The sequence below is a fragment of the Pseudomonas sp. S2_H10 genome (assembly GCF_054668285.1).
Map to the genome: position 1 here is coordinate 3549104 of NZ_CP162754.1, position 23108 is coordinate 3572211.

Below are 23108 nucleotides of genomic sequence, written 5' to 3' on the forward strand. Positions count from 1 at the left end.
GCGGAGAGGGCTTTATCGCCGGGATCAGTTCTTCCTGATCAGTCCGTAGATCACCAGCAACACAACGGCGCCCACCAGCGCCCCGATGAAGCCTGCACCTTGGCCAGCCTGATAGATACCCAGGGCTTGACCGCCATAGGTGGCCGCCAGCGAACCGCCGATACCGAGCAGGATCGTCATGATCCAGCCCATGCTGTCATCGCCCGGTTTCAGGAACCGTGCCAGCAAACCGACGATCAGGCCGATAAAGATGGTTCCGATAATTCCCATGGCATTCCCCTCTCAATGAAGTCGCTATTCGAAAGCCTAGTCAGACTTTCGTAACCTGCCATGAGAGAACGGAGGAACCTGAAGGTTCCGCCGTTGCCAGATAAAAACTATTCGGCGATCAGTGCTTCAACCTTGAGAATCTGGGCCGCCAGCGTCTCGCGGTCTGCACAGCGAAGGTTGGCATGACCCACCTTGCGGCCGATCTTGAACGCCTTGCCATAGTGATGCAGATGGCAATCGGCGATGTTCAGGACCTTCTCGGTCTCTGGCACTTTGCCGATGAAGTTGAGCATCGCGCTTTCACCAACCTTGGCCGTCGAACCCAATGGCAGACCGGCAACGGCCCGCAAGTGGTTTTCGAACTGGCTGCACTCGGCGCCTTCGGTGGTCCAGTGCCCCGAGTTGTGCACGCGCGGCGCAATTTCGTTGGCCTTGAGGCCGCCGTCGACTTCGAAGAACTCGAACGCCATCACGCCAACGTAATCCAGCTGCTTGAGCACACGGCTGGAGTAATCTTCGGCCAGGGCTTGCAGCGGGTGATCGGTGCTGGCGATGGACAGCTTGAGGATGCCGCTGTCGTGGGTGTTGTGCACCAGCGGGTAGAAGCGGGTTTCACCGTCGCGCGCACGCACGGCGATCAGCGAGACTTCACCGGTGAACGGCACGAAGCCTTCCAGCAGGCAGGCCACGCTGCCCAGCTCGGCGAAGGTGCCGACCACATCTTCAGGGGTACGCAGGACTTTCTGGCCCTTGCCGTCGTAACCCAAAGTACGGGTCTTCAGCACGGCCGGCAGACCGATGGAAGCCACGGCGGCGTCCAGGTCGGCCTGGGACTGGATATCCGCGAACGCCGGGGTAGGAATCCCCAGGTCCTTGAACATGCTCTTCTCGAACCAGCGATCGCGGGCGATGCGCAGGGCTTCGGCGCTCGGGTAGACCGGGACGAATTGCGAGAGGAACGCGACTGTTTCCGCCGGCACGCTTTCGAACTCGAAGGTCACCAGGTCGACCTCATCGGCCAGCTGGCGCAGGTGATCCTGATCGCCGTAATCGGCTCGCAGGTGCTCGCCCAACGCGGCTGCGCAAGCGTCAGGCGCCGGGTCCAGGAAAGCGAAGTTCATGCCCAGCGGAGTGCCCGCCAACGCCAACATGCGACCCAACTGGCCGCCACCGATTACACCGATCTTCATCGTCAACAACCTCAGGCGATGCGTGGGTCTGGATTTTCCAGGACGCTGTCTGTCTGCTCAGCACGGAAGGTTTTCAACACCGCGTGGAACTGCGGATGCTTGGCACCAAGGATACTCGCCGACAGCAACGCTGCGTTGATCGCACCGGCCTTGCCGATGGCCAGGGTGGCGACCGGAATGCCCGCAGGCATCTGCACAATAGAGAGTAGCGAGTCGACACCCGAAAGCATTGCCGACTGCACGGGCACGCCCAGCACCGGCAGGTGGGTCTTGGCCGCACACATGCCTGGCAGGTGAGCCGCGCCACCGGCACCGGCGATGATCACCTCGATGCCACGCCCTTCCGCTTCTTCAGCGTACTGGAACAGCAGGTCCGGGGTGCGGTGGGCAGAAACCACTTTCACCTCGTAGGGGATGCCGAGCTTTTCCAGCATATCGGCGGTGTGGCTAAGGGTGGACCAATCGGACTTGGAGCCCATGATCACGCCAACCAGTGCACTCATCGTCGTGCCTCTTCTCTCTGGGCGCCCGCGGGCGCATCAAAAAACAACAAGCCACGCAGGATGCGTGGCTTGTTTGTACGAATTATGGCCGGTCGTAACCGGCCGAAGGCCGCGCAGTATACCTCAAAGAAGCGGATAAACAGCCCCTGTGGCGACCATCTGTCATGCGCTCGAAAAACACGTATTTCCTGACTATCAGGTCAGCCAACTGATTGCCTGAATGTCGTGTATTTCTCAAACTAACAGCTCAATACAACTCGCAATTCAATAGGCGGATCTCGTGATAATTAGTTCATAAAAAACTCTCGCCAGAAACAATTAAACCAACTTAAAAAATTGCGAACTCCACCAGGCAAAGTCAAATATAAAATTGCAAAGAAGCTATAATCGAACAGGGAGTTAAAAAATGAAAAAACCCATTTCCATAATAATAGTCCTCCACCAGGATCTTCAGGGTTATGAAAAAAATGTTTTATACACCGATTACTTTTCCTGGTTGAAAACAGAACTTGAATCCATCTCGGAACGCGACGTCAGGTTTTTTATGTACGATCATCATGAGGTTCCGGATTTGTCGGGATATAACTATAAAAACGAAGATGGTTCAGCTGCACTGCGAGGCTGGGTAACCCTGATTGGCGACTGGTATAAAAGAGTATTAAAAAGCGATGAGCATGAAGTAAATTTGACAAAAATCCTCTTGTTGACCCGAGACAATATTCACACAAAGGCAGGAGGTCTCCTGGGAGGGATAGGTGGATTCGGCCTTATCAAAGGTCATTGCGCAATTGCGGCGATTACTACCTACCAAATCCCGGCACATGAAATAGGCCACATGTTTGGCGCAACACATGAAGACAGCGAAGTAGTCTACGACGGCTGGTGGCACGACACGATCATGCTAACGGACGAATTCTCCAGCACCCGTGGAAACGCTTATCGATACAGCGACAAAAATCGAGATAATATTCGCAAATACCTTAGTGCTTTTCCGTAAGTTCAAATCAGTATCGCATTACGCTGAATGAACGACTGCTGCAACTCATGGCCACAGAAGTGGCCATGAGTTCTCGGTACTCAAACAGTAGTACCCGCTGCGCCACCCTCGAGTTTGCGCCACAACAACCGCACATTCGCTTTGCGCACCAGCGCGCAGCGATACAAACGGATCTCCAGCGGCACATGCCATTGCGGCCCGCCGCAGACCACCAGCTCACCCCGCGCCAATTCGGCGCGCACACTCAGTTGCGGCACCCAGGCGATGCCCAAGCCCTCCAGGGCCATGCTTTTCAGGCTGTCGGCCATGGCGGTTTCGTAGATGGTGGTGAAGCGCAAGGCCCGTTGGCGCAACAGCAAGTTCACCGAACGGCCGAGAAAGGCCCCGGCACTGTATGCCAGTAACGGCACGCTGCCTTCGCCTTCCAGATCGAACAGCGGTTTTCCATCGGCGTCGGCGGCACACACCGGGAGCATTTCGGTGTGGCCCAAGTGCAGCGACGGGAAGATTTCCGGGTCCATCTGCATCGCCGCGTCCGGGTCGTAGAAAGCGAGCATCAGATCGCAGCCACCTTCGCGCAAAGCATGCACGGCGTCCCCCACGTTGGTCGCCACCAGCCGCGTGGCGATGTTCAGGCCTTCGTTGCGCAACTGCGCGATCCAGCGTGGAAAGAAGCCCAGCGCCAGGGAATGCGCGGCAGCGACCTGCATCACTTCGCCCTGCCCGCCTTCCAGGTGATGCAGATGGCGCAACACTTCGCCGAGCTGCTCGACCACGGTACGGGCGGTGACCAGAAACAATTGCCCTGCCGCTGTCAGTTCCACCGGCGTGCGAGAACGATTGACCAGCGTCAGCCCCAGCGCCGCTTCCAGGCTGCGGATTCGTCGACTGAACGCCGGTTGGGTCACGAAGCGCCGTTCGGCCGCCTGGGAGAAACTGCGGGTGGCGGCCAGGGCACTGAAGTCCTCCAGCCATTTGCTTTCCAGATTCATCACGTCCTCCCGGACACGCACCAATTTAGGTCACACGCTCGCCGTCAAGCCGGCGTCACACGAGCATTATGCCGAATGTGCATAGCCTAGTGTTTAACAGCATTGGCCCAAAAATTCGCACAAGCCTAGCATTCACAGCGTTCCGGCACAGACCGGGTCCATATTGAGATGATTTCCATCATGTCCTCCGCTGCATCATTCCGCACAGAAAACGACCTGCTTGGCGCCCTCGAAGTACCGGCTCAAGCGTATTACGGCATCCAGACCCTGCGAGCGGTGAACAACTTCCGCCTTTCGGGCGTTCCGATTTCGCACTACCCGAAACTGGTTGTCGGCCTGGCCATGGTTAAACAGGCCGCTGCTGACGCCAACCGTGAGCTGGGTCACCTGAGCGAAGCCAAGCACGCTGCCATCAGCGAAGCCTGTGCACGTCTGATCCGCGGCGACTTCCACGAAGAGTTCGTGGTGGACATGATTCAAGGCGGCGCTGGCACTTCGACCAACATGAATGCCAACGAAGTCATCGCCAACATCGCACTGGAGGCCATGGGTCACCAGAAAGGCGAATACCAGTACCTGCACCCGAACGACGACGTGAACATGGCGCAGTCGACCAACGACGCCTACCCGACGGCGATCCGTCTGGGCCTGCTGCTCGGTCACGACGCCCTGCTCGCCAGCCTCGACAGCCTGATTCAGGCGTTCGCGGCCAAGGGCCAGGAATTCAACCACGTCCTGAAGATGGGTCGTACCCAGTTGCAAGACGCCGTGCCGATGACCCTGGGTCAGGAATTCCGCGCTTTCGCCACCACCATGGGCGAAGACCTGGCCCGTCTGAAGACGCTGGCCCCGGAACTGCTGACTGAAGTGAACCTGGGCGGCACCGCGATCGGCACCGGCATCAACGCCGACCCGCGCTATCAGGCCCTGGCTGTACAGCGCCTGGCGCTGATCAGCGGTCAACCGCTGGTTCCGGCGGCCGACCTGATCGAAGCCACATCCGACATGGGCGCCTTCGTGCTGTTCTCCGGCATGCTCAAGCGCACCGCGGTCAAGCTGTCGAAGATCTGCAACGACCTGCGCCTGCTGTCCAGCGGTCCACGCACCGGCATCAACGAGATCAACCTGCCGGCACGTCAGCCTGGCAGCTCGATCATGCCTGGCAAGGTCAACCCGGTTATCCCGGAAGCCGTTAACCAGGTGGCCTTCCAGGTCATCGGTAACGACCTGGCGCTGACCATGGCAGCCGAAGGCGGCCAGCTGCAACTGAACGTGATGGAGCCGCTGATCGCCTTCAAGATCTTCGACTCGATCCGCCTGCTGCAACGCGCCATGGACATGCTGCGCGAGCACTGCATCGTCGGCATTACCGCCAACGAAGCACGCTGCCGTGAACTGGTCGAGCACTCGATCGGCCTGGTCACCGCGCTGAACCCGTACATCGGCTACAAAAATGCCACCCGCATTGCCGGCCTCGCTCTTGAAAGTGGCCGCGGCGTGCTGGAACTGGTGCGCGAAGAAGGTCTGCTCGACGAAGCCATGCTCGCCGACATCCTGCGCCCGGAAAACATGATTGCTCCCCGTCTGGTGCCTCTGAAGGCCTGACCCGACGCGCTACCTGTAGCACCGCTCACCAGGTCGAGGGACTAGACACCTCTCACCTTTTGAGGGCTTGGAGATCATTCTCCAGGCCCTTTTTTTTAACTGTTTTTCGACAACACAGAATCTGTAGGAGCCGGCTTGCTGGCGATAAACGATAACTCGGTTTTCCTGCGAAACCGCGGCGCCTGCATCGCCAGCAAGCCGGCTCCTACAAGAGACTGGCGTCGATAGAATCGGCGCTTGCACCACAAGTGTGCAGACGGACGGCACTGTCATGGGTATAGTGCCGCCCCTCTTCGCATGAGCGGTCGTCGGTAGCGAGGCCACAACCCATGCGAAACCCGAACTAATAACAAACCCGCGATATGAAACCGGGACGTACTTCGAACCGCCCATTGTGCCGTGCGCCAAGGGGTGTAACTCGATGTGTCTGTCCGGCCAGCATTGTTGCCTAAACAAAAAACAGCGAGGAATAATCCATGCTCGAAGTCATCAACGACTTCCTCTCAGGGAAAGTACTGATCGTGCTCATTGTCGGGCTCGGTAGCTACTTCACGATCCGCTCGCGTTTCGTTCAATTGCGTCACTTCTTCCACATGTTCGCGGTGTTCCGCGACAGCCTCAAGAGCAGCGCCGGGCAACTCAGCTCGTTCCAGGCCCTGATGCTAAGCCTTGCCGGCCGCGTCGGCGCGGGCAACATTGCCGGGGTCGGCATCGCCGTGACCCTCGGCGGGCCCGGGGCTGTGTTCTGGATGTGGGTGACCGCGCTGGTCGGCATGTCCAGCAGCTTCTTCGAATGCTCCCTCGGTCAGCTCTACAAGCGCTGCGATTCCGAAGGCCAATTCCGTGGCGGTCCGTCCTATTACATCCAGCACGGCCTGCAAAAACGCTGGTTGGGCATGCTGATGGCGTTCCTGTTGCTGGTGACGTTCGGCTTCGCCTTCAACGGCCTGCAAGCCCACGCCGTGACGCACTCGCTGAACAATGCGTTTGGCCTCGACACCACCTACACCGGCATCGGCCTGGCCGTGTTGCTGGGCCTGGTGTTCATCGGCGGGATCAAGCGCATCGCCAAGGTCGCCGACCTGTTGGTACCGGTGAAAACCCTGGTGTACATCGGCGTGACCCTCTACGTGATCGTGCTGCAGTTCGACCATGTGCCGGGCATGCTGATGACCATCGTCAAGAGCGCCTTCGGTCTGGACCAGGCCTTCGGCGGCCTGATCGGCAGCGCCATCGTCATGGGCGTGAAGCGTGGCGTGTTCGCCAACGAAGCCGGCCTGGGCAGTGCGCCGAACGTGGCGGCCGTAGCGTCGGTCGAGCACCCGGTGGCACAAGGTGTGGTGCAGGCGTTCAGCGTGTTCCTCGACACCTTCGTGATCTGCACCTGCACCGCGCTGCTGATCCTGCTCTCCGGCTTCTACACCCCGGGCTTCGAAGGCGACGGCATTGCCCTGACCCAGAACTCGCTGGCCGCCGTGGTCGGTGACTGGGGCCGGATGTTCATCTCCGTGGCCCTGGCGTTGTTCGTGTTCACCTCGATCCTCTACAACTACTACCTGGGCGAGAACAACCTGCGCTTTTTGATCGGTGAAAACCGCAAGGCGTTGATGGGCTATCGCGCGCTGGTACTGGTGCTGATTTTCTGGGGCGCCATCGAAAACCTGGGCACCGTGTTCGCCTTTGCCGACATCACCATGACCATGCTTGCGTTCGTCAACCTGATCGCGCTGTTCCTGCTGTTCAAGGTCGGCATGCGCATCCTGCGTGACTACGATGACCAGCGCGCCGCTGGCATCACCACACCGGTATTCGATTCGAGCAAATTCCCGGATCTGGATCTGGACCTGAAAGCCTGGCCGGCGAACCCGCCAGCACCAGCCGCCAAGGCTGAAGCTGCCCCGGCGGGCGTGACCGCAGCGCAACGCTGATCGGTAAAAACCGGGCGCATCCCCTGCGCCCGGCGTGACACAACTTGCAACCGGCGTCATGCTCGGACACAAGCCGTCATAGTTTTTTGGAGAACCGCCCATGAATGCCCCGACCTACCCTGCCGCCCAGCACGTCATGGTGCTCTACACCGGCGGCACCATCGGCATGCAGGCCAGCGCCAATGGCCTGGCCCCGGCATCCGGTTTCGAAGCGCGGATGCGCGAATACCTGAACAGCCAACCCGAACTGGTGGTGCCGCAGTGGCGCTTCCGCGAGATGTCGCCGCTGATCGACAGCGCCAACATGACCCCGACATATTGGCAGCAACTGCGCGAAGCGGTGGTCGACGCGGTGGATGTTCAGGGCTGCGACAGTGTGCTGATCCTGCACGGCACCGACACCCTGGCCTACAGCGCGGCGGCCATGAGTTTTCAACTGTTGGGGCTGCATGCCCGCGTGTGTTTTACCGGTTCGATGCTGCCGGCCGGCGTGACCGACAGCGATGCCTGGGAAAACCTTGGCGGTGCACTGGTTGCCCTGGGCCAAGGACTGGCACCGGGTGTGCATTTGTACTTCCACGGCGAACTGCTGGACCCCACCCGTTGCGCGAAGGTGCGCAGCTTCGGTCGGCATCCGTTCAAGCGCCTGGTGCGTCAGGGCGGTGGCGTGAAGGCGACTTCGACGCCAACGCAACTGAATTACAACCAACCTAGACAATTGGCGAATGTCGCGGTGCTGCCGCTGTTTCCAGGTATCAGTGCCGCAATCGTTGATGGCCTGCTCGACAGCGGCATTCAGGGTCTGGTGCTGGAGTGTTATGGCAGTGGCACCGGCCCGAGCGATAACCCCGATTTTCTCGCCAGCCTTGGCCGTGCGCGGGACAAGGGTGTGGTGGTGGTGGCAGTCACGCAATGCCATGAAGGCGGGGTTGAACTGGACGTTTACGAAGCCGGCAGTCGCTTGCGCAGTGTGGGCGTGTTGTCCGGAGGCGGCATGACCCGCGAGGCGGCGTTCGGCAAGTTGCATGGGTTGCTGGGTGCGGGGCTTGAAACCTCCGAGGTTCGACGTCTGATCGAGCTCGACCTGTGTGGCGAATTGAGCTGACAACACACACCCCCTGTAGGAGCGGGCTTGCCCGCGAATACGTCTGCACATCCGACATTGATGTGAATGACACACCGCTATCGCGGGCAAGCCCGCTCCTACAGGTCCCTCGTCCGGCATATAACTTGCTGCATTCCAGCTATCCCAAGGCTGGAAGTCCTCATGCTCCACTCCCACCTCACCACGCTCAACGCTGTTTCTCTGGTGCTCAACGCCTTCAAGGCCGACGGCTTGTCCAGCGAAGCACTGCTGGCCGGCAGCGGCATCAGTGCGGCGGATCTGAACCGCGCCGACACGCGCATCACCACCAATCAAGAGATGCAGGTCTGCGCCAACGCCGTCGCGCTCAAGCGCGATATCGGCCTGGAGCTGGGCCGGCGGATGCACGTTTCCTGCTACGGCATGCTCGGTTACGCCCTGCTCACCAGTGCCACCTTCGGTGACGCTTTGCGGCTGGCGATGCGTTATCCGGCGCTGCTGGGAACACTTTTCGAGCTGAGCCTGGAGGACGATGGCGAGCGGGTCTGGTTCGCCGCCGCCGATTACCGCGAGAGCCCGTCCATGGCGGTGTTCAATGCCGAATTCTGCCTGGTGTCGCTGAAAGTCACCTGTGACGATCTGCTCGGCCATCCCCTGCCCTTGCTCGGCGCACGCTTCGAGCATGCCGCGCCCGACTACGAAGCGAGCTACGCGCAACACTTCGACTGCCCGCTGCACTTCGGCGCACCGAACAATGCCTTCGCCTTCGACAGGCGCTGGCTCGATCAACCGTTGCCGCTCGCTGATGCGATTACCCATCAAGCCATGGCCGAGCGTTGCCGCAAGCAGAACCTTGAGTTCACCGGGCGCCAGGCCTGGCTGGGGCGAATCCGGCAGTTGCTCAGCGCGCAATTGAATGCCGCGCCAGGGCTGGAGGGCCTGGCCGAGCAGATGAATTGTTCGGCGCGGACCTTGCGCCGGCATCTCAAGGACATGGGCTGCAGCTACCAGGAGCTGCTCGACGAACTGCGCTTCGAGCAGGCCAAGCAAATGCTCTGCGAAGATCAACTGCCGATCTATCAGATTGCCGAGGCGTTGGGTTTCAGTGAAACAGCAAGTTTTCGGCATGCGTTTGTGCGCTGGAGTGGAGTGGCGCCCAGCCAATTCCGGCCTCACGGATAACCTTGTGGGAGCTGGCTTGCCAGCGATGAGGCCGGTACATCCGATGCACCTGTTTCGGTCGAAATACCGCTTTCGCCAGCAAGCCGGCTCCTACAAAGGGCTGTTCAGCGTTAACAAGGGGCGAATTTCGGTCAGATGTTTTGGCCATATCGATCCCCTTTTGGCCTTTCCTGCCGTTCTCCGATTCGCCGTGCACCGCAACACTGGAGGCAACCGAATCAGCCCTGCGGAGAACAACAAATGCTGACGATCTACTCTGACGATCACCACCTGCACCACGGCCGTTGCGAATTGATAGACGGGCAACTCAAGCCCTGCTTCGAAATGCCTTCGCGTGCCGACCACGTGCTTTCACGGGTGCAAAAACAGAACCTGGGCCCCGTCGAAGCGCCGAAGGATTTCGGTCTCGGGCCGATCGAGCGCATTCACAGCCGCGACTATCTCGACTTCTTCAAAGGCGCCTGGGCCCGCTGGACCGAGTTCAACACCGACGGTGACCTGCTGCCTTACACCTGGCCGGCCCGCACCCTGCGCCGCATCAAACCCACCAGCCTGCATGGCCAGCTCGGCTATTACAGTTTCGACGGCGGCGCGCCGATCACCGCCGGCACCTGGCAGGCGGCGTACAGCGCAGCACAAGTTGCGTTGACCGCCCAAGCTGAAATCCAGCGCGGCGCTCGCAGTGCCTTCGCCCTGTGCCGACCACCGGGACACCACGCCGCCGGCGACTTGATGGGCGGTTATTGCTACCTCAACAACGCCGCCATCGCTGCCCAGGCATTCCTCGATCAGGGCCACAGGAAGGTCGCGATCCTCGACGTCGACTACCACCACGGCAACGGCACCCAATCGATTTTCTACGAGCGCAGCGACGTGCTGTTCACCTCGATCCACGGTCATCCGGAAGCCGAGTTCCCGTTCTTCCTCGGCTACGACGATGAGCTGGGCGAAGGCGCCGGTGAAGGCTTCAACTTCAACTATCCGTTGGCCGCAGGTTCTGGCTGGGAGACTTGGAGTGCAGCGCTGGAACAGGCCTGCAAAGAGATTGAAAGCTACGGCGCCGACATCGTCGTCGTGTCCCTGGGCGTCGACACCTTCAAGGACGATCCGATCTCGCAATTCAAACTCGACAGCCCGGATTACCTGGCCATGGGCAAGCGCATCGCGGGTCTCGGCGTACCGACGCTGTTCGTCATGGAAGGCGGCTATGCTGTCGAAGAAATCGGCATCAACGCCGTGAACGTTCTCGAAGGTTTCGAAAGCGCTTGATGAGGAAGTAGACACATGAAAAGTCTTAAGCGTTTTATCGTGCCTGCGCTGTGCGCCTCGGTGCTCAGCGTTGCCGCCCACGCCGAAGAACGAACGTTGCGCGTTTACAACTGGTTCGACTACATCACCCCAAAGGCCCTGGAAGACTTCAAGGCGCAGAACACCCAGACCAAACTGGTCTACGACATCTTCGACACCAACGAAGCGCTGGAGGCCAAGTTGTTGACCGGCAACTCCGGCTACGACGTCGTGGTGCCATCCAACGTGTTCCTCGCCAAGCAGATCGAAGCTGGCGTATTCCAGCCCCTGGACCGCAGCAAGTTGCCGAACTGGAACCACCTCGATCCCAAGCTGATGAAGCTGATCGAGGCCAACGACCCGGGCAACAAATTCGCCGTGCCCTACATGTACGGCACCATCCTGATCGGCTTCAACCCGGACAAGGTCAAGGCCGCCCTCGGTGCCGATGCGCCGGTAGACAGCTGGGATTTGATCTTCAAGGAAGAGAACATCAGCAAGCTCAAGCAGTGCGGCGTCGCCCTGCTCGACTCGCCCTCGGAAATCCTGCCGCTGGCCTTGCAACATCTCGGCCTGGACCCCAACAGCAAGAAGCCTGCGGACTACGACAAGGCTGAAGCGTTGTTGATGAAGATCCGCCCGTACGTGACCTATTTCCATTCCTCGAAGTACATGGCCGACATCGCCAACGGTGACATCTGCGTCGCGGTCGGTTATTCCGGCAGCTTCTCGCAAGCCGCCAACCGCGCCAAGGAAGCCAAGAACGGTGTGGTTGTCGACATGCGTTTACCGAAGGAAGGTGCGCCGATCTGGTTCGACATGCTGGCGATTCCGAAGGGGGCGAAAAACACCGAAGACGCCTACACCTTCATCAACTACCTGCTGCAACCGCAGGTGATTGCACCGGTCAGTGACTTCGTCGGTTACCCGAACCCGAACAAGGACGCCACGGAACTGGTCGACCCGGCGATCCGCAACAACCCGAACCTGTACCCGACCGACACGGCGATGAGCACGCTCTACACCCTGCAACCGCTGCCGCGCGATGCCGAACGTGCACGGACACGGGCCTGGACCAAGATCAAGTCCGGTACCTGACACCCGTCCCGTTCCCGCCGTCACCAGGACCTGCGTTTACGCAGGTCTTTTTTTGCCCGCAATATTTATTTACCGCCAACGTCGTCCTGCCCGTCACTACCTTGCAACGAATCGCGTACCGAATCTTCAACGGTGTCGCCTCACAAAGGAAGTGACCATGACCGAAGTATCCAGCCCCCCCGAATTGCCCGAACTCCCCGCCGATCAAGACGCCCTGCTCACCCAATTGGTAGCGGGGCCATCGATCAGGGAAGTCGCCACCCATGCGCTGCAACCGGCGCTGAAAACGCTATATCCGCAGCTGTCTATCGACCCCCGCCTGGCGATGGTGGTCACACCGATCTGGACACTACGCGAGCAGCGCGTCGTCGCCGGACCACGACACTTTGAATCACTGACCGATGCCTTGGTACGTCACGGCATTGCGCAAACACCGATGATTTACCTGGAGGGCGAGCATTACCTCACCCTGCAACCACTGGAGCCGACACCGGCGCAGTTGCCCGTCAGCATCGAAGCCATCGGGCGTTTGCTCAATGAGTTGGCGCCGCTGTTGTTCGATGCATTTCAAGAGCAGCAGGTCGACTACTGGAACCGGCTCACCACCCCCTCGACCCCACGCTGGAAGGCGTTGTCCCACTCGCTGCGTGAACTGTGGGACATCGAAACCAACCCGAACTGGGAGAACGAGCAATGCGAGATGGCCCGCAACCTGTTCACCTACCCGGACAAAAGCAAACGCAAGACGCACGACCGCTTTCGGTCCCGCGCTTGCCTGATCGACCTGGACTACAAGAATGAGGGGGTCTCGGCCCACCTCAACACCCTGGACATGGCCGTCCTGATCGGGACCCTGGGCAGCCGCACGTTGATCGTCAGCCACACCATTACCCATGGCTTCCAGACCTACGAGTCGTTGCAGGAATTGGGCGAATCCTTGCAGGCGTATACCAATGGCCAAATACCCGGGAACACCTTGCAATGGCGCCTGATTGAGCCCGAGGACAATTTTTTCGACCATCTGGCGTGCACCCTGATCGCCCTGCAAGCGGACTCGATTGCCGCGCTGGCAAACATTCGCGAAGAGGCAAATCCCGACCTCGCCCCACACATCAGTCGCACCACGAACGAGCTCGATCCATCTGACAATCAGGCGCCCTCGCGCTTCAACCTGGTCGAGCAGGCACTGCCAGACTGGATGGCCAGCGCTTCATCAGGCGATCTCAGCGCCTACAGCCGTCATCTGATGGATCTGGCGGGTGTACAGAATCAAAACGCCGGGCAGTCATTCCAGGACGGTATCAAACCGATCCGCGAATTCGCTCTGGAGCAACTGCGCAAGGACATGCTCTCCGAGCATCCCGAAGCCAAAGATCTACAGTTCGCGGACATCGAGATCGTGATCGACAGCGTCGTAGTCTGGGGCAGCTTTGCGCCACCCGTGGGGCCGGAGCGCACCACCTTGAGCCTGGTCGATCTGGCGCTGCAAAACCTGATCGCCCTGCCGCAGGGCAATAAATCCGTACGCAGCACCAGCGCTACAGCGCTGCCAGCATGGTTGACGGTCAGCTACCTGGAAGCGTTGATCGTCAGGGTCAATATCGGCCAAACCTATCCGAAGCTGATCAAAAGCAAACTGCTGGACGATCCTCTTGAAAGCCTGCGCCGTCAGAACCTGTTCACCAGCCGCTTACGCGTCGAGCTGCCACTGCTGGCCTTGCAGCAAAAAATCCGCACTCAGGGCGCAATTGACGAATTGGGCTATCGCTATGTCGCTGCCGTGGTGCAGATCCTCGACGCCAAACGCTGGGTCGACGGACAGGAAATCGTCATTCGCCCGCTGGCATTCACTCCCACCTGGCGTACGGGAGCCTCCACGGATGAAGTGAGCAACATGTTCGTGATCGGGCCCCGGCAAATGGACAAAGGACCGTGCCTGCTCTATCGGCCACTGCTCGACCAGCCCTTGAGCCAATACCCGACGCCGGCCAACCTGATCTATGCCATTCGGCACTCTCCAAGGCTGCGCGAATCCGTGCTCGCCTGGCTGCCCGACGGGGTTCGCGCCAATTACGCCAACTACGTATTCACCGGGGACCTGCCTTCGGTCTGGAGTGTTTCGCAACTGCTGGCCGACCCACTGACCTCCCTGCAAATGAGCGGCCCGCTGACCTTGGGCACTCGGGTCCTCGCTACGGATTACCTCGCCAACCTGTTCAAGGCCAACGTCAATGCGCTAGTCGAATTGGCGCAACGGCAATCGGTGTCCAACGCGGAAAATCGCTGGGCGACTTTCAAGCAGGCTGCCTGGAAGATCCTCAGTGCGGCATTGCCCTTTCTGGGCCGAACTGTCGGGACGGCAGCCTGGATCTGGCAGGTACTTGATGATCTGCAGCAGACCCTCGACGCGAGCGAGGAAGGCAACTCCGAACAACGCAAAACCGCCATGACCGATCTGTTGCTGACCCTGGCCATGGTGCTCGCCCATCACGCCAGCACACGCCGTCCAACGTCCCGCGCAATTCGGGAGCAGAGCCCGACAACGCCAACGGTAGAGGTTGCGAAAAAGCCGGTCGCGACACCGTTGACCCTGGTTCAACTGCCTGACATCGTCGGCGAGCCCTCGACCACACAGCACCGCATTTCAGTCGCAACCGATACCGTCCTGAACCTGAGCAAAACCCTGGATCGCTTCGCGATCACCAAACCCGAAAGTCTCACATCTCCCGAAAGCGCAGCCGGCATCCACCAACACCTCTATCGGTACGAAAAAAGCTACTACGCGCCAGTCGGCGAGCGCTGGTTCGAAGTAACCGTCGAAGAAACCGGTGAAGTGTCGATCATCGATTCAAGACCCGAGTCCAAAGGTCATGGCCCTGCACTGATCCGCAATCAGCGCGGTGGATGGTTCGTCGACACCCGCTTGCGCTTGCGTGGCGGTGGTTTGTCGGCCCGGCGCAAAGCGCTGAAGCAGCAAAACCGTCAGCGCATCACCGAACTCAAGAAGCAACTGAAGGACTTCAACGACCAAAGCGAAAGCGCAGGCAAAGAGCTGAAGGACGCCTACAACCAGTTGAAAACTGCCTCCGACCAAACGTTGCCCGGGTTGCAGCAGGTGTTTCTGGAAAAACTCGACCAGCGCACCAGCGACTATGCCGCCCCAATCGAGCAACTGAACTCGTTGAACCTGCTCGACACGGTTTCCAGTTACCGCAGTGACATGGCCGACATGCTGGGCAACCAGCTGTACTACAACCAGACATGGCTCGATCAAAAAAATCCGGCTTTCAGACAAACCATGCAGGAGACCTTGACCCTGCTTGAGGCTGAAGAAACGGCTGGTGCAGCCGGTGACCGTGCGACCTATCAAAAAATGGTCGACCTGGCCGAGGGTGTGATCGGCAAAATCGAGTTTGCGCAATCACGTTTCCAGTTGCTGAGTCGACTGGGTAGAGGTGCTGCCGAAATAGCCAGCACCTACAAGGCAAAACTGCCGGCATTTACCCCTAACGACCTCAAAGCACTGCAGGTCATGCTGGCTCGCGACGTATGTCTCAAAGAAGGTGATAGCGTCCCGCTGACCGAAGCCGGAAACGAACTGACACGCCTGCTCGACACGACCGACCTGGTAATCCAGACCTCCCAGGAGCTGATGCTGGAAGGCAGCACGTGGATCGCAAAGGAACGTATCGAGGCGCTCAATGGCATTCTCGAACAATTTGCCACGATCGATCAGTCCTTCGAAGACTTCACGGTCAGCCACAACGACGCGGTGCTGGAGCAACCGTTCAAGCATCTGCGCTCGCGAGTCGGCGAGTTCCAGCAAGATACCGAGGCCTACCTTGCTCAGTTGCTGCGCGAGCAACTGCCCCAAGAGCCTCGCCCCGGGCCTTCGAGGCCAGCGCCAGCGTCGCGCAAACGGGTAGTCAAGACGCGATTCAATGGCACGGTCGTTGGCGAAGTTCGTCCTTCGGCGCCAGGCGAGCCGGTACTGCTGGAGGTGCGTGCGCCCATGACCGGCAAAGTCATCGCCACCTTTCACGAAAAAACACCCGGCGTGTGGCTTGAACGGGTACCGGTCAGACGTCGCCGACCGCAAGCTCCACCACCGGCACTCACCGAGCAAATCGCCCACGGCCGGACGATGCTCGATGACCTGGAAAACTTCATCCGGCAAACCGAAGCAAACGCGAAAAAGCCAGGCCGTATCCCGGTGGAAATCGAAGAGTTGTTCCAGCACAAAGCCGATCAACTTAGCCAAGCGGCCCGCTCCCTGGAACAAGCCGTATTGCGCTCGAACACAACCGACGGCCCGTCGGGTACCGCGTCAACCTTGACCAAGGAACTGAACGAGGCACGCGAGCGACTGTACGCCGAAGGTAACCGGATACGCATCGAAATGACCAAAGCCCAACCACCAACTGCGGCCCGCGTCCAATGGCTGTTGAGCAAGGACGAAATCGACATTGTGAACAATGCCAAGCGACGGCGCCTGAAGGGCCCGCGCAAGGACTACCTGCAAGAGTATGAAATTCGCGAGCGCCGTACCCAGAAAACACTGTGGTACGCCCACTTCCATTACACCAGCCTGGATGCGCCCGCCGACGCATTCACCGCCGCCCATTTGAAACTGCATGAACAACGGCTGTTGGCAGGTGCATTCGACCCGCGCGCGGCCACGACCAACTCGCAAGTGATCGCTATTTATCGCAGCGAAATCAGCCCGCAACTGGCGCGCGAGTTGTTCTTCACTCAAGCCTGAACCGTCAAAAAGGAAAATGACGATGATTGAACACCCCGAGACTACCGAGCCACCGGTACTGCTGAAAAAAAGCCTGGTCATCCATCAGACAAGTCAGGGACCGACTGTCGATGAAGTCGCCACGCAGATGCTGCGCCAGGGCCTCAAGGCGCTGTATCCCGAGCGAGATATCGACCCCGAACACACGATGCTCGCCACACCTCGATGGCAATGGCTCGACGGTTCACTCGTGGCAATGCCTACTCGGTTTGAATCGCTGACCCAGGTGCTGGTGCGTCAGTTCTTCACCGCTGCCAATGCCAACTACCTGGAGGGTGAACACTTCCTGACGTTGAATCCGCAGGCCACGCCGGTTGTGCATCTGGACCTCGACATCGAGGCCATCGCCAGGTTGCTCAACGACTACACCCCCTTGCTTTTCGTTGCCTTCAGGGAACGTCAACTCGCCTTCTGGAACGGAAGCGGACACCAGGCACCGCGCTGGCAAGAACTGTCGCAAGCCTTGCGCAAAGCCCTCGATGTTCACCACGTCGACGGCTGGGATGACGATCAGTGCCATGTGGCCCGGGCGGTCTCACTTCACCCGGACAAACCGGAGCGGCAAAAACATGCACCGACGATGGCGGATATCCAGGCCAGCCTGATTGATATCGACACCGTCGACGAAAAAGGAAAAAAACAACACCTGGTCCTCGGTGGTGCCGCCGTACTCACAGGGCGCTACAAACAACGCGATCTGGTGATGATGTACACCGTGGAAAGTGGCTATGAATCGTTCAATTCGATGGAGTCATTGGGTAAGTCGTTGCCGGAGCGCATCCAGCAGCAACTGGCCGGGCGAGAACTGCAGTGGCAGTTGTTCGAGCCCGAGGGTGATTTTTTCGACCATATGGCCTGGGCCCTGATTACCACCCAACTGGACGCTATCGCAGCGATCACCCGCGAAAACCTCGCTGCTGATGCGGATGACAGTACCGGGCTGTCCGCTCTCCCTGAACACACCACCGTTCAAGAGAAAAACACCCGCAATGATCTGGAGAACTCAATACCCGACTGGCTGCTCGACGCGTCGGCCGCTGATCTGGATCAGTACAGTCGATCCGTCAACGCATTGGGCAAACTGTACAAGCAGGCCAACAAAGACCTTTTCCAGATCCCTTCGATTGATGCCTTCGCCCAGCAGCGCATGCGCAAAGCGATATTTGCCGACAAGACATCTGCCGCCGGGCTGCCCCTCGATAACCTTGAGATCACGATCACCAACAGTTTTGAATCCGGTGGCTTGACGCTGCCCAACCCCCTCGACATCCACACCGAAACCCTGGGCGAGTACGCCCTGCAAAACGCCGCGCCGTATCAGGCAACCATTCGCTTCAATCCGCCGCAACCTGTGCCCGAATGGCTGAACGTGACGTATCTGACGAAGATCGCGAGCGAGGTCGATATTGGCCAGAAGTATCCCAGACTGATCAAGGACAAGCTGATCGATGATCCGGTGCAGGCTAGCCTGCAAGAGCACTTTTACATCAGCCAGTTGCGCGCGCTGCTGCCGCTGATTGCCCTGGAATCCAAGGTCCGCCACATCGGCGGCGTGGATGAGCTGGGTTGCCGCTATGTAAACGAATGGCTCAACCCGACACCCGGCCACCCGCAACCGATCGTCATCCGCCCCTTGTGCTTCGTCCACGCCGCCAACACTGACGGCGACACCGTCGACAACATGTTCATCATCGCTCCGCGCCACCCGGACGCCGGGCCTTGCCTGCTCTACCGTCCGCTGCTCGAACAGCCGTTGCTGCAAATCCCCTCAGCGCAAAACCTGCTGTATGCCCTGCATCAACCGGGCGAGTTGAGGGACTCGGTGCTGGCGTGGCTGCCTGACTCCAATACCAGCTTCAAATACGCCCAGTACACGTTCCCCGTCGGCCTTCCGAGCCCATGGCTGGGGGCACAGTTACTCTCCGAACCCTGGACAGACGTGGCCTGGGCCGGGCCGGTCGAATTGTCATCAACCGAACTGACCGGCGATGTATTCGCCACCCTGTTCCAGACCCATGCCAGGACCATGGCCGAGCTCGCCGATCGCCAATCCCAGTCCAATGCAGAACGACGCTGGGCATTGCTGCGCGACAGCGGTTGGGCACTCTTCAACGTCGCCGCGAATTTTCTCAGTGGGCCGGCCGGCGCCGCGGTCTGGGTCTGGCAAAGCATCAATGAAATCGAGCAAGCCGTGGATGCCCACCAGCACGGCGACAAGCTCACTGAGTGGAACGCGGTCGGGGATTTGCTGCTGACCCTGGGCATCCTCCTCGCCCACCACGCTGCCGTACGCCGCAAGACTGGCCGGCGTCAGGCTGCACCAATAAACGACAGCGTGCCGACTCTACCAGGCGGCGCTCCGGTCAAACCGGTAACGCCCACTGTGACACTGCTGCCCACACCATTGACCGGCGAATTGCCGTCCAGTCATTACTCCTCGCTCGAGGCCAACGGCTCCGTACCCCATCGATCAGGCACTGCGCTGGCCGAGTATCTGCAGAACCTGACAGTACCGGCACTCGATCTGAAGGCCCCAACCCTGGAGACCCTCCTGCGCGATGCCGCGCCTCTTTATCGCCTGGAAGACAAGACCTACGCCCGCGTCGGCGAACGCTGGTTCCGGGTGTTGGAAAACGACGATCAACAGGTCCAGATCGTTTACCCGGATACACCCGCGAAAACCGGCCCGCTGCTGGTCCACAACAAACAAGGCCAATGGTTTGTGGACACGCGATTGCGCTTGCGTGGCGGCGCGGGTGGCCAGAGCCTGCAAAGCCAACTCAAGGCGCAGCGCAAGGAAAAGAAGCAGCAGCAAAAACAGCTGGCCACGGTTCTTCAAAACTTCAAACGTCAGGAAGCGGCCGGTGCAGCCAAGCTGAAGGAGGCCCATGAAGCCATGAAGGGCGCCACCGGGCCGGCAATCGAACAAGCGACTCAGCGTTACCTCACCCAGGTGGAAACGCTGATCGCTGAGTACGACCAGGCGTTGAACAATCTGCAGCAATGGCGTCTCAAGGGCGGAAGCGCAGGCTATTTCGATGATCTGCGGGCAATGACCACGCAGATGCTGAGAAATCTCGTTCTATGGTTCTTGGTCAAGCGCAACACCTACGCAAAGCTCACTCGGCAACTCGGCGGTAATACCGTCATTGAATCAAACGCCGCACTGCAGACGCACATACAGGGTGTCAGAGAGGTATTGGCGTTGAGCCAGGACATGGTCGCTCGCCTGGAACTGTCCCAGACATCCCTCAAACGGCTTGAGGCCCTTGGAAGCGCCGGCATGACCAGCGCAGAAATCCTGCGTCAAAAGCTTCCCCCCTTCACCGAGTGGGACTTGAAATCCAACGAGATAGGCATGTCTCATGAAATGTGCCTGCGTGGCACCGACACCGCACGCGCCAATGCCGCGCGTGACACAGTGGGTACGTTGATCATCGAGGCTGCGACCGCCACCCAACGTCAAGCCGCCATGATCAGAACCCCGAACAGCAATGAAGCTGTCGCACTGCGCATCGAAAACCTGAGCAGGCTGATCGATGTCTATGCCGACACCGATCAGCGCCTCGAAGATCTTCCCGGCGAATATCCAGGCGACGTAGAGCCAGCAGAACTCCAGCGGGTGCGCAACTTGATCGGTGAGTTCCGGCAATTGGCTCAGGAACAACTGAGTCTGCTGTTGCCCGAGAACGCGAGCATCGCCCTGCCTGAGACGCCAAAACCCGCGGTTGCCGGCCCTTCACGCCCAACAGGTAAAGTCACCAAGAGTCGCCCTCGAGATCCGGTGCCTGCCAAGGCGTCGACCTCCGAGGAGCCGGCTCTCGACCAAATGCGCCCTGCCGCGCCGCACACCGCCCCCGTGCAAACGCTGGACGACATCGACACGATTGCCAATGCCTTGACATTGAATGAAGACGTCGAAGGCTTCATTACGCGTACGCGCAAAGACGCCTTCAAACCCAATCGCATCCCTGCTGACATGCAAGATTTGTTCGATCTACAAGCCCGTCGGCTCGAACAAGTAGCGATCAATGTCGATCAGGCCACGGCGCGCAGTGGGACGCGGCTTCCAGTGGCTACCCTGAGTTTGGAACTCAACGAGGCCGCCACCCGGTTACGCGCCCAAGGTGTCACGACCAGAGCCAGTCTGCTCAAGGAGCGCCAGCCCCGACAAGCCTATTTGCAATGGTTACTGGACAACGGCCAGGTCCGGATCGACAGGAACGAACAAGGTCGGATCAGGACCAAACAGCGCCGGGATTATTTTCAGGAGTACCGGATTCTCGACATTGGCAACAAAGATCAGCCGCTGTGGCTGGCGCACTTTCACTACGATTCGCTGGACGCCGCGCCGGAGCGGTTCACCGCTGCGCACCTGAAAATCGCTGACTCTCATCTGCAGACTTTCACTGCCGAACGTCGCCAGGCACTGACTACCCTGGCGCCGATCGACTATGTGCTGCGGCGCATCAACGATTCGGCTCTGTTTCTGAATCTCGAACCGAAGCGCTAATACCTGTGCGGGCGGACTGACAACCCGCCCGCTTCAGCGGCCCCGCCACACCGCACGCAACCGTTGCAGCGCTGCCTCGATGGCTTGTTCGGGCACCGCTGCAAACCCCAGCACCAACCCCGATCGTTGATCCATCGGCGTCGTGGAATCGGGCAGCCAATAGCTGCTCAAGCCGTTGATCTCGACGTCGACACTGCTCGCCAGGTCGATCAGCTCGCGTTCACGCGCCACGCTGTCGACCGGCACGGTCAGGTGCAACCCGGCAGCAACGGTGGGTAATGGACCGACACCCGGAATATCCGTCGGCCAACCATTGAGCAGGGTATTGCGCCGGCTCAATGCCGCACGCCGCATGCGACGAATGTGCCGCTGAAAGTGCCCCGCTGCCATGAACTCGGCCATCACTGCCTGAGTGCTGACCTCGGAGTGCCGTACATCCACCGCGCGACGTTGGGCAAACGCCTGCACCAGCCCCGGCGGCAACACCAGGTAACCCAGGCGCAACGCCGGAAACGCGACTTTGCCGAACGTGCCGACGTAGAGCACCCGGCCTTGCCGATCGAGCGCGGCCAAAGGCGCCAGCGGCGCACCGCTGTAACGGTACTCACCGTCGTAATCGTCCTCGACGATCCAGCCCTGAGTGCGCTCGGCCCAGGCCAGTAGCTCCAGGCGTCGCGCCAGACTCATGACCACTCCGGTGGGATACTGGTGTGACGGCGTCACGTAGGTCAGCCGACAATCAGCGAGCCCCGCCAGCTCACTGCAATCGATGCCCTCGCTGTCCACCGCGACCCCATGCAACCGTGCACCCGCCACGGCGAACGCATGACCGGCCGCCCGATACCCCGGATTCTCAATCGCCACCCCGTCACCGGGCTCCACCAGCAACTGTGCACAAAGGCTGATTCCCTGCTGTGCGCCACTGGTGATCACTATTTGTTCAGCCGAGCACTGCATGCCCCTCGAACTGCGTAAATACGCGGCAACCATCCCGCGCAAGCGCGCATCACCGGCCGGGTCGCCGTAACACAGCTGCTGTAAATCCGGTTTACGCCAGAAAGCCGCATTCAGCTTGGCCCAGACCTCGAACGGAAACAGATCGAACGCCGGCACACCGACCCGAAATGCCCGGGGCGGACCGCTTGGCGGGCTGGGTAAATGATTGTTTTTGACCCTCGCCAACGGATCGTTGTGGATAACTTTACTGGATGGATCAACAGGCAAATCCAGCCAATTTGTGGATAAGGCTGTGGGTAACCCTGTTGAAAACCCTGTGGATACTTTTGTGGATAGTTTTTTTGCCGGCAACGCTGCCTCAGGCAGTTGCGCGACATACGTGCCATCCCCGACGCGCCCCTCGATGAAGCCCTCGGCGTACAGCTGATCATAGGCGCGCACCACGCTGTTACGGGAAATCGCCAGCGCTGCGGCCAGGTCACGACTGGCCGGCAGGCGCGTACCGCTGGCCAATCGTCCATCAAGCACGCGCAGGCGCAAAGCCTGATAGAGCTGACGGCTCAGCCCCTGGCGACGGTCGAGTTCGATACCGGCCGGGTTGAACGACAAGGAAAGCGGCGCATCCGTCATGGTAATGGACCTATGAAATTGGTCGTCAATGGCTCTTACAACAGACCAATAGCCTGCCTAGGATGCAGACA

Annotated in this window: 14 protein-coding genes; 9 read left to right on the plus strand and 5 right to left on the minus strand. The window is 59.7% G+C overall.

Annotated elements, in window-relative coordinates:
• Positions 1–24: 24 nt before the first annotated feature.
• From AB4O16_RS15960 to purE, 3 genes are all read right to left on the minus strand, one after another.
• The gene (locus AB4O16_RS15960) at positions 25–270 is read right to left on the minus strand and encodes a GlsB/YeaQ/YmgE family stress response membrane protein (protein ID WP_090177848.1); all 246 of its coding nucleotides are present in this window, start codon (positions 268–270) and stop codon (positions 25–27) included.
• Positions 271–377: 107 nt separating this feature from the next.
• Positions 378–1460 (minus strand): 5-(carboxyamino)imidazole ribonucleotide synthase, encoded by a 1083-nt coding sequence (locus tag AB4O16_RS15965; RefSeq protein WP_160388636.1) that lies wholly within the window; start codon positions 1458–1460, stop codon positions 378–380.
• 11 nt (positions 1461–1471) lie between these two features.
• A complete protein-coding gene (gene purE / locus AB4O16_RS15970) occupies positions 1472–1963 on the minus strand; it encodes a 5-(carboxyamino)imidazole ribonucleotide mutase (RefSeq protein ID WP_160388635.1) in 492 nt (163 codons plus the stop codon).
• A 406-nt stretch (positions 1964–2369) separates the two neighbouring features.
• On the opposite strand from purE, the gene AB4O16_RS15975 reads away from it, so the two are divergent.
• Positions 2370–2960, plus strand: coding sequence for a reprolysin-like metallopeptidase (locus AB4O16_RS15975; protein ID WP_160388634.1), 591 nt, complete (start codon positions 2370–2372; stop codon positions 2958–2960).
• An 80-nt stretch (positions 2961–3040) separates the two neighbouring features.
• Here AB4O16_RS15975 and AB4O16_RS15980 read toward each other — a convergent pair whose 3' ends face one another.
• Positions 3041–3952, minus strand: coding sequence for a LysR substrate-binding domain-containing protein (locus AB4O16_RS15980; protein WP_150716587.1), 912 nt, complete (start codon positions 3950–3952; stop codon positions 3041–3043).
• Positions 3953–4132: 180 nt separating this feature from the next.
• Between AB4O16_RS15980 and aspA the strand changes: the two genes are divergently transcribed.
• From aspA to AB4O16_RS16020, 8 genes are all read left to right on the plus strand, one after another.
• The gene (gene aspA / locus AB4O16_RS15985; RefSeq protein ID WP_008045549.1) at positions 4133–5557 is read left to right on the plus strand and encodes an aspartate ammonia-lyase; all 1425 of its coding nucleotides are present in this window, start codon (positions 4133–4135) and stop codon (positions 5555–5557) included.
• Positions 5558–6033: 476 nt separating this feature from the next.
• Positions 6034–7485: an alanine/glycine:cation symporter family protein gene (locus AB4O16_RS15990; protein WP_160388633.1), complete on the plus strand. Its 1452-nt coding sequence runs from the start codon at positions 6034–6036 to the stop codon at positions 7483–7485.
• 100 nt (positions 7486–7585) lie between these two features.
• Complete coding sequence (locus tag AB4O16_RS15995; RefSeq protein WP_460155298.1) at positions 7586–8590, plus strand: asparaginase; 1005 nt, start codon at positions 7586–7588, stop codon at positions 8588–8590.
• 162 nt (positions 8591–8752) lie between these two features.
• Positions 8753–9751 carry an AraC family transcriptional regulator gene (locus AB4O16_RS16000; RefSeq protein ID WP_160388631.1) on the plus strand — a complete coding sequence of 333 codons (999 nt, stop codon included), beginning with the start codon at positions 8753–8755 and terminating at the stop codon, positions 9749–9751.
• Between the two features lie 240 nt (positions 9752–9991).
• Complete coding sequence (locus AB4O16_RS16005) at positions 9992–11020, plus strand: histone deacetylase family protein (RefSeq protein WP_160388630.1); 1029 nt, start codon at positions 9992–9994, stop codon at positions 11018–11020.
• Positions 11021–11035: 15 nt separating this feature from the next.
• Entirely contained in the window at positions 11036–12136 is a 1101-nt protein-coding gene (locus AB4O16_RS16010; protein WP_160388629.1) for a polyamine ABC transporter substrate-binding protein, read from the plus strand.
• 157 nt (positions 12137–12293) lie between these two features.
• Positions 12294–16898 carry a dermonecrotic toxin domain-containing protein gene (locus AB4O16_RS16015; RefSeq protein WP_460155299.1) on the plus strand — a complete coding sequence of 1535 codons (4605 nt, stop codon included), beginning with the start codon at positions 12294–12296 and terminating at the stop codon, positions 16896–16898.
• Between the two features lie 22 nt (positions 16899–16920).
• Positions 16921–21450, plus strand: coding sequence for a hypothetical protein (locus tag AB4O16_RS16020; RefSeq protein WP_160388627.1), 4530 nt, complete (start codon positions 16921–16923; stop codon positions 21448–21450).
• Between the two features lie 33 nt (positions 21451–21483).
• Here the strand turns inward: AB4O16_RS16020 and pdxR are convergent, their stop codons facing one another.
• Complete coding sequence (pdxR, locus tag AB4O16_RS16025; RefSeq protein ID WP_160388626.1) at positions 21484–23037, minus strand: MocR-like pyridoxine biosynthesis transcription factor PdxR; 1554 nt, start codon at positions 23035–23037, stop codon at positions 21484–21486.
• Between the last annotated feature and the right edge of the window lie 71 nt (positions 23038–23108).

What these genes read in the sequence shown, in the direction of transcription:
- AB4O16_RS15975 (WP_160388634.1), top strand. Translation starts at nt 2,370, where the DNA reads ATGAAAAAACCCATTTCCATAATAATAGTCCTCCACCAGGATCTTCAG.
- pdxR (WP_160388626.1), bottom strand. Translation starts at nt 23,037, where the DNA reads ATGACGGATGCGCCGCTTTCCTTGTCGTTCAACCCGGCCGGTATCGAA.
- AB4O16_RS16000 (WP_160388631.1), top strand. Translation starts at nt 8,753, where the DNA reads ATGCTCCACTCCCACCTCACCACGCTCAACGCTGTTTCTCTGGTGCTC.
- AB4O16_RS16020 (WP_160388627.1), top strand. Translation starts at nt 16,921, where the DNA reads ATGATTGAACACCCCGAGACTACCGAGCCACCGGTACTGCTGAAAAAA.
- AB4O16_RS15995 (WP_460155298.1), top strand. Translation starts at nt 7,586, where the DNA reads ATGAATGCCCCGACCTACCCTGCCGCCCAGCACGTCATGGTGCTCTAC.
- purE (WP_160388635.1), bottom strand. Translation starts at nt 1,963, where the DNA reads ATGAGTGCACTGGTTGGCGTGATCATGGGCTCCAAGTCCGATTGGTCC.
- AB4O16_RS15965 (WP_160388636.1), bottom strand. Translation starts at nt 1,460, where the DNA reads ATGAAGATCGGTGTAATCGGTGGCGGCCAGTTGGGTCGCATGTTGGCG.
- AB4O16_RS15960 (WP_090177848.1), bottom strand. Translation starts at nt 270, where the DNA reads ATGGGAATTATCGGAACCATCTTTATCGGCCTGATCGTCGGTTTGCTG.
- aspA (WP_008045549.1), top strand. Translation starts at nt 4,133, where the DNA reads ATGTCCTCCGCTGCATCATTCCGCACAGAAAACGACCTGCTTGGCGCC.
- AB4O16_RS15980 (WP_150716587.1), bottom strand. Translation starts at nt 3,952, where the DNA reads ATGAATCTGGAAAGCAAATGGCTGGAGGACTTCAGTGCCCTGGCCGCC.
- AB4O16_RS16010 (WP_160388629.1), top strand. Translation starts at nt 11,036, where the DNA reads ATGAAAAGTCTTAAGCGTTTTATCGTGCCTGCGCTGTGCGCCTCGGTG.
- AB4O16_RS16005 (WP_160388630.1), top strand. Translation starts at nt 9,992, where the DNA reads ATGCTGACGATCTACTCTGACGATCACCACCTGCACCACGGCCGTTGC.
- AB4O16_RS15990 (WP_160388633.1), top strand. Translation starts at nt 6,034, where the DNA reads ATGCTCGAAGTCATCAACGACTTCCTCTCAGGGAAAGTACTGATCGTG.
- AB4O16_RS16015 (WP_460155299.1), top strand. Translation starts at nt 12,294, where the DNA reads ATGACCGAAGTATCCAGCCCCCCCGAATTGCCCGAACTCCCCGCCGAT.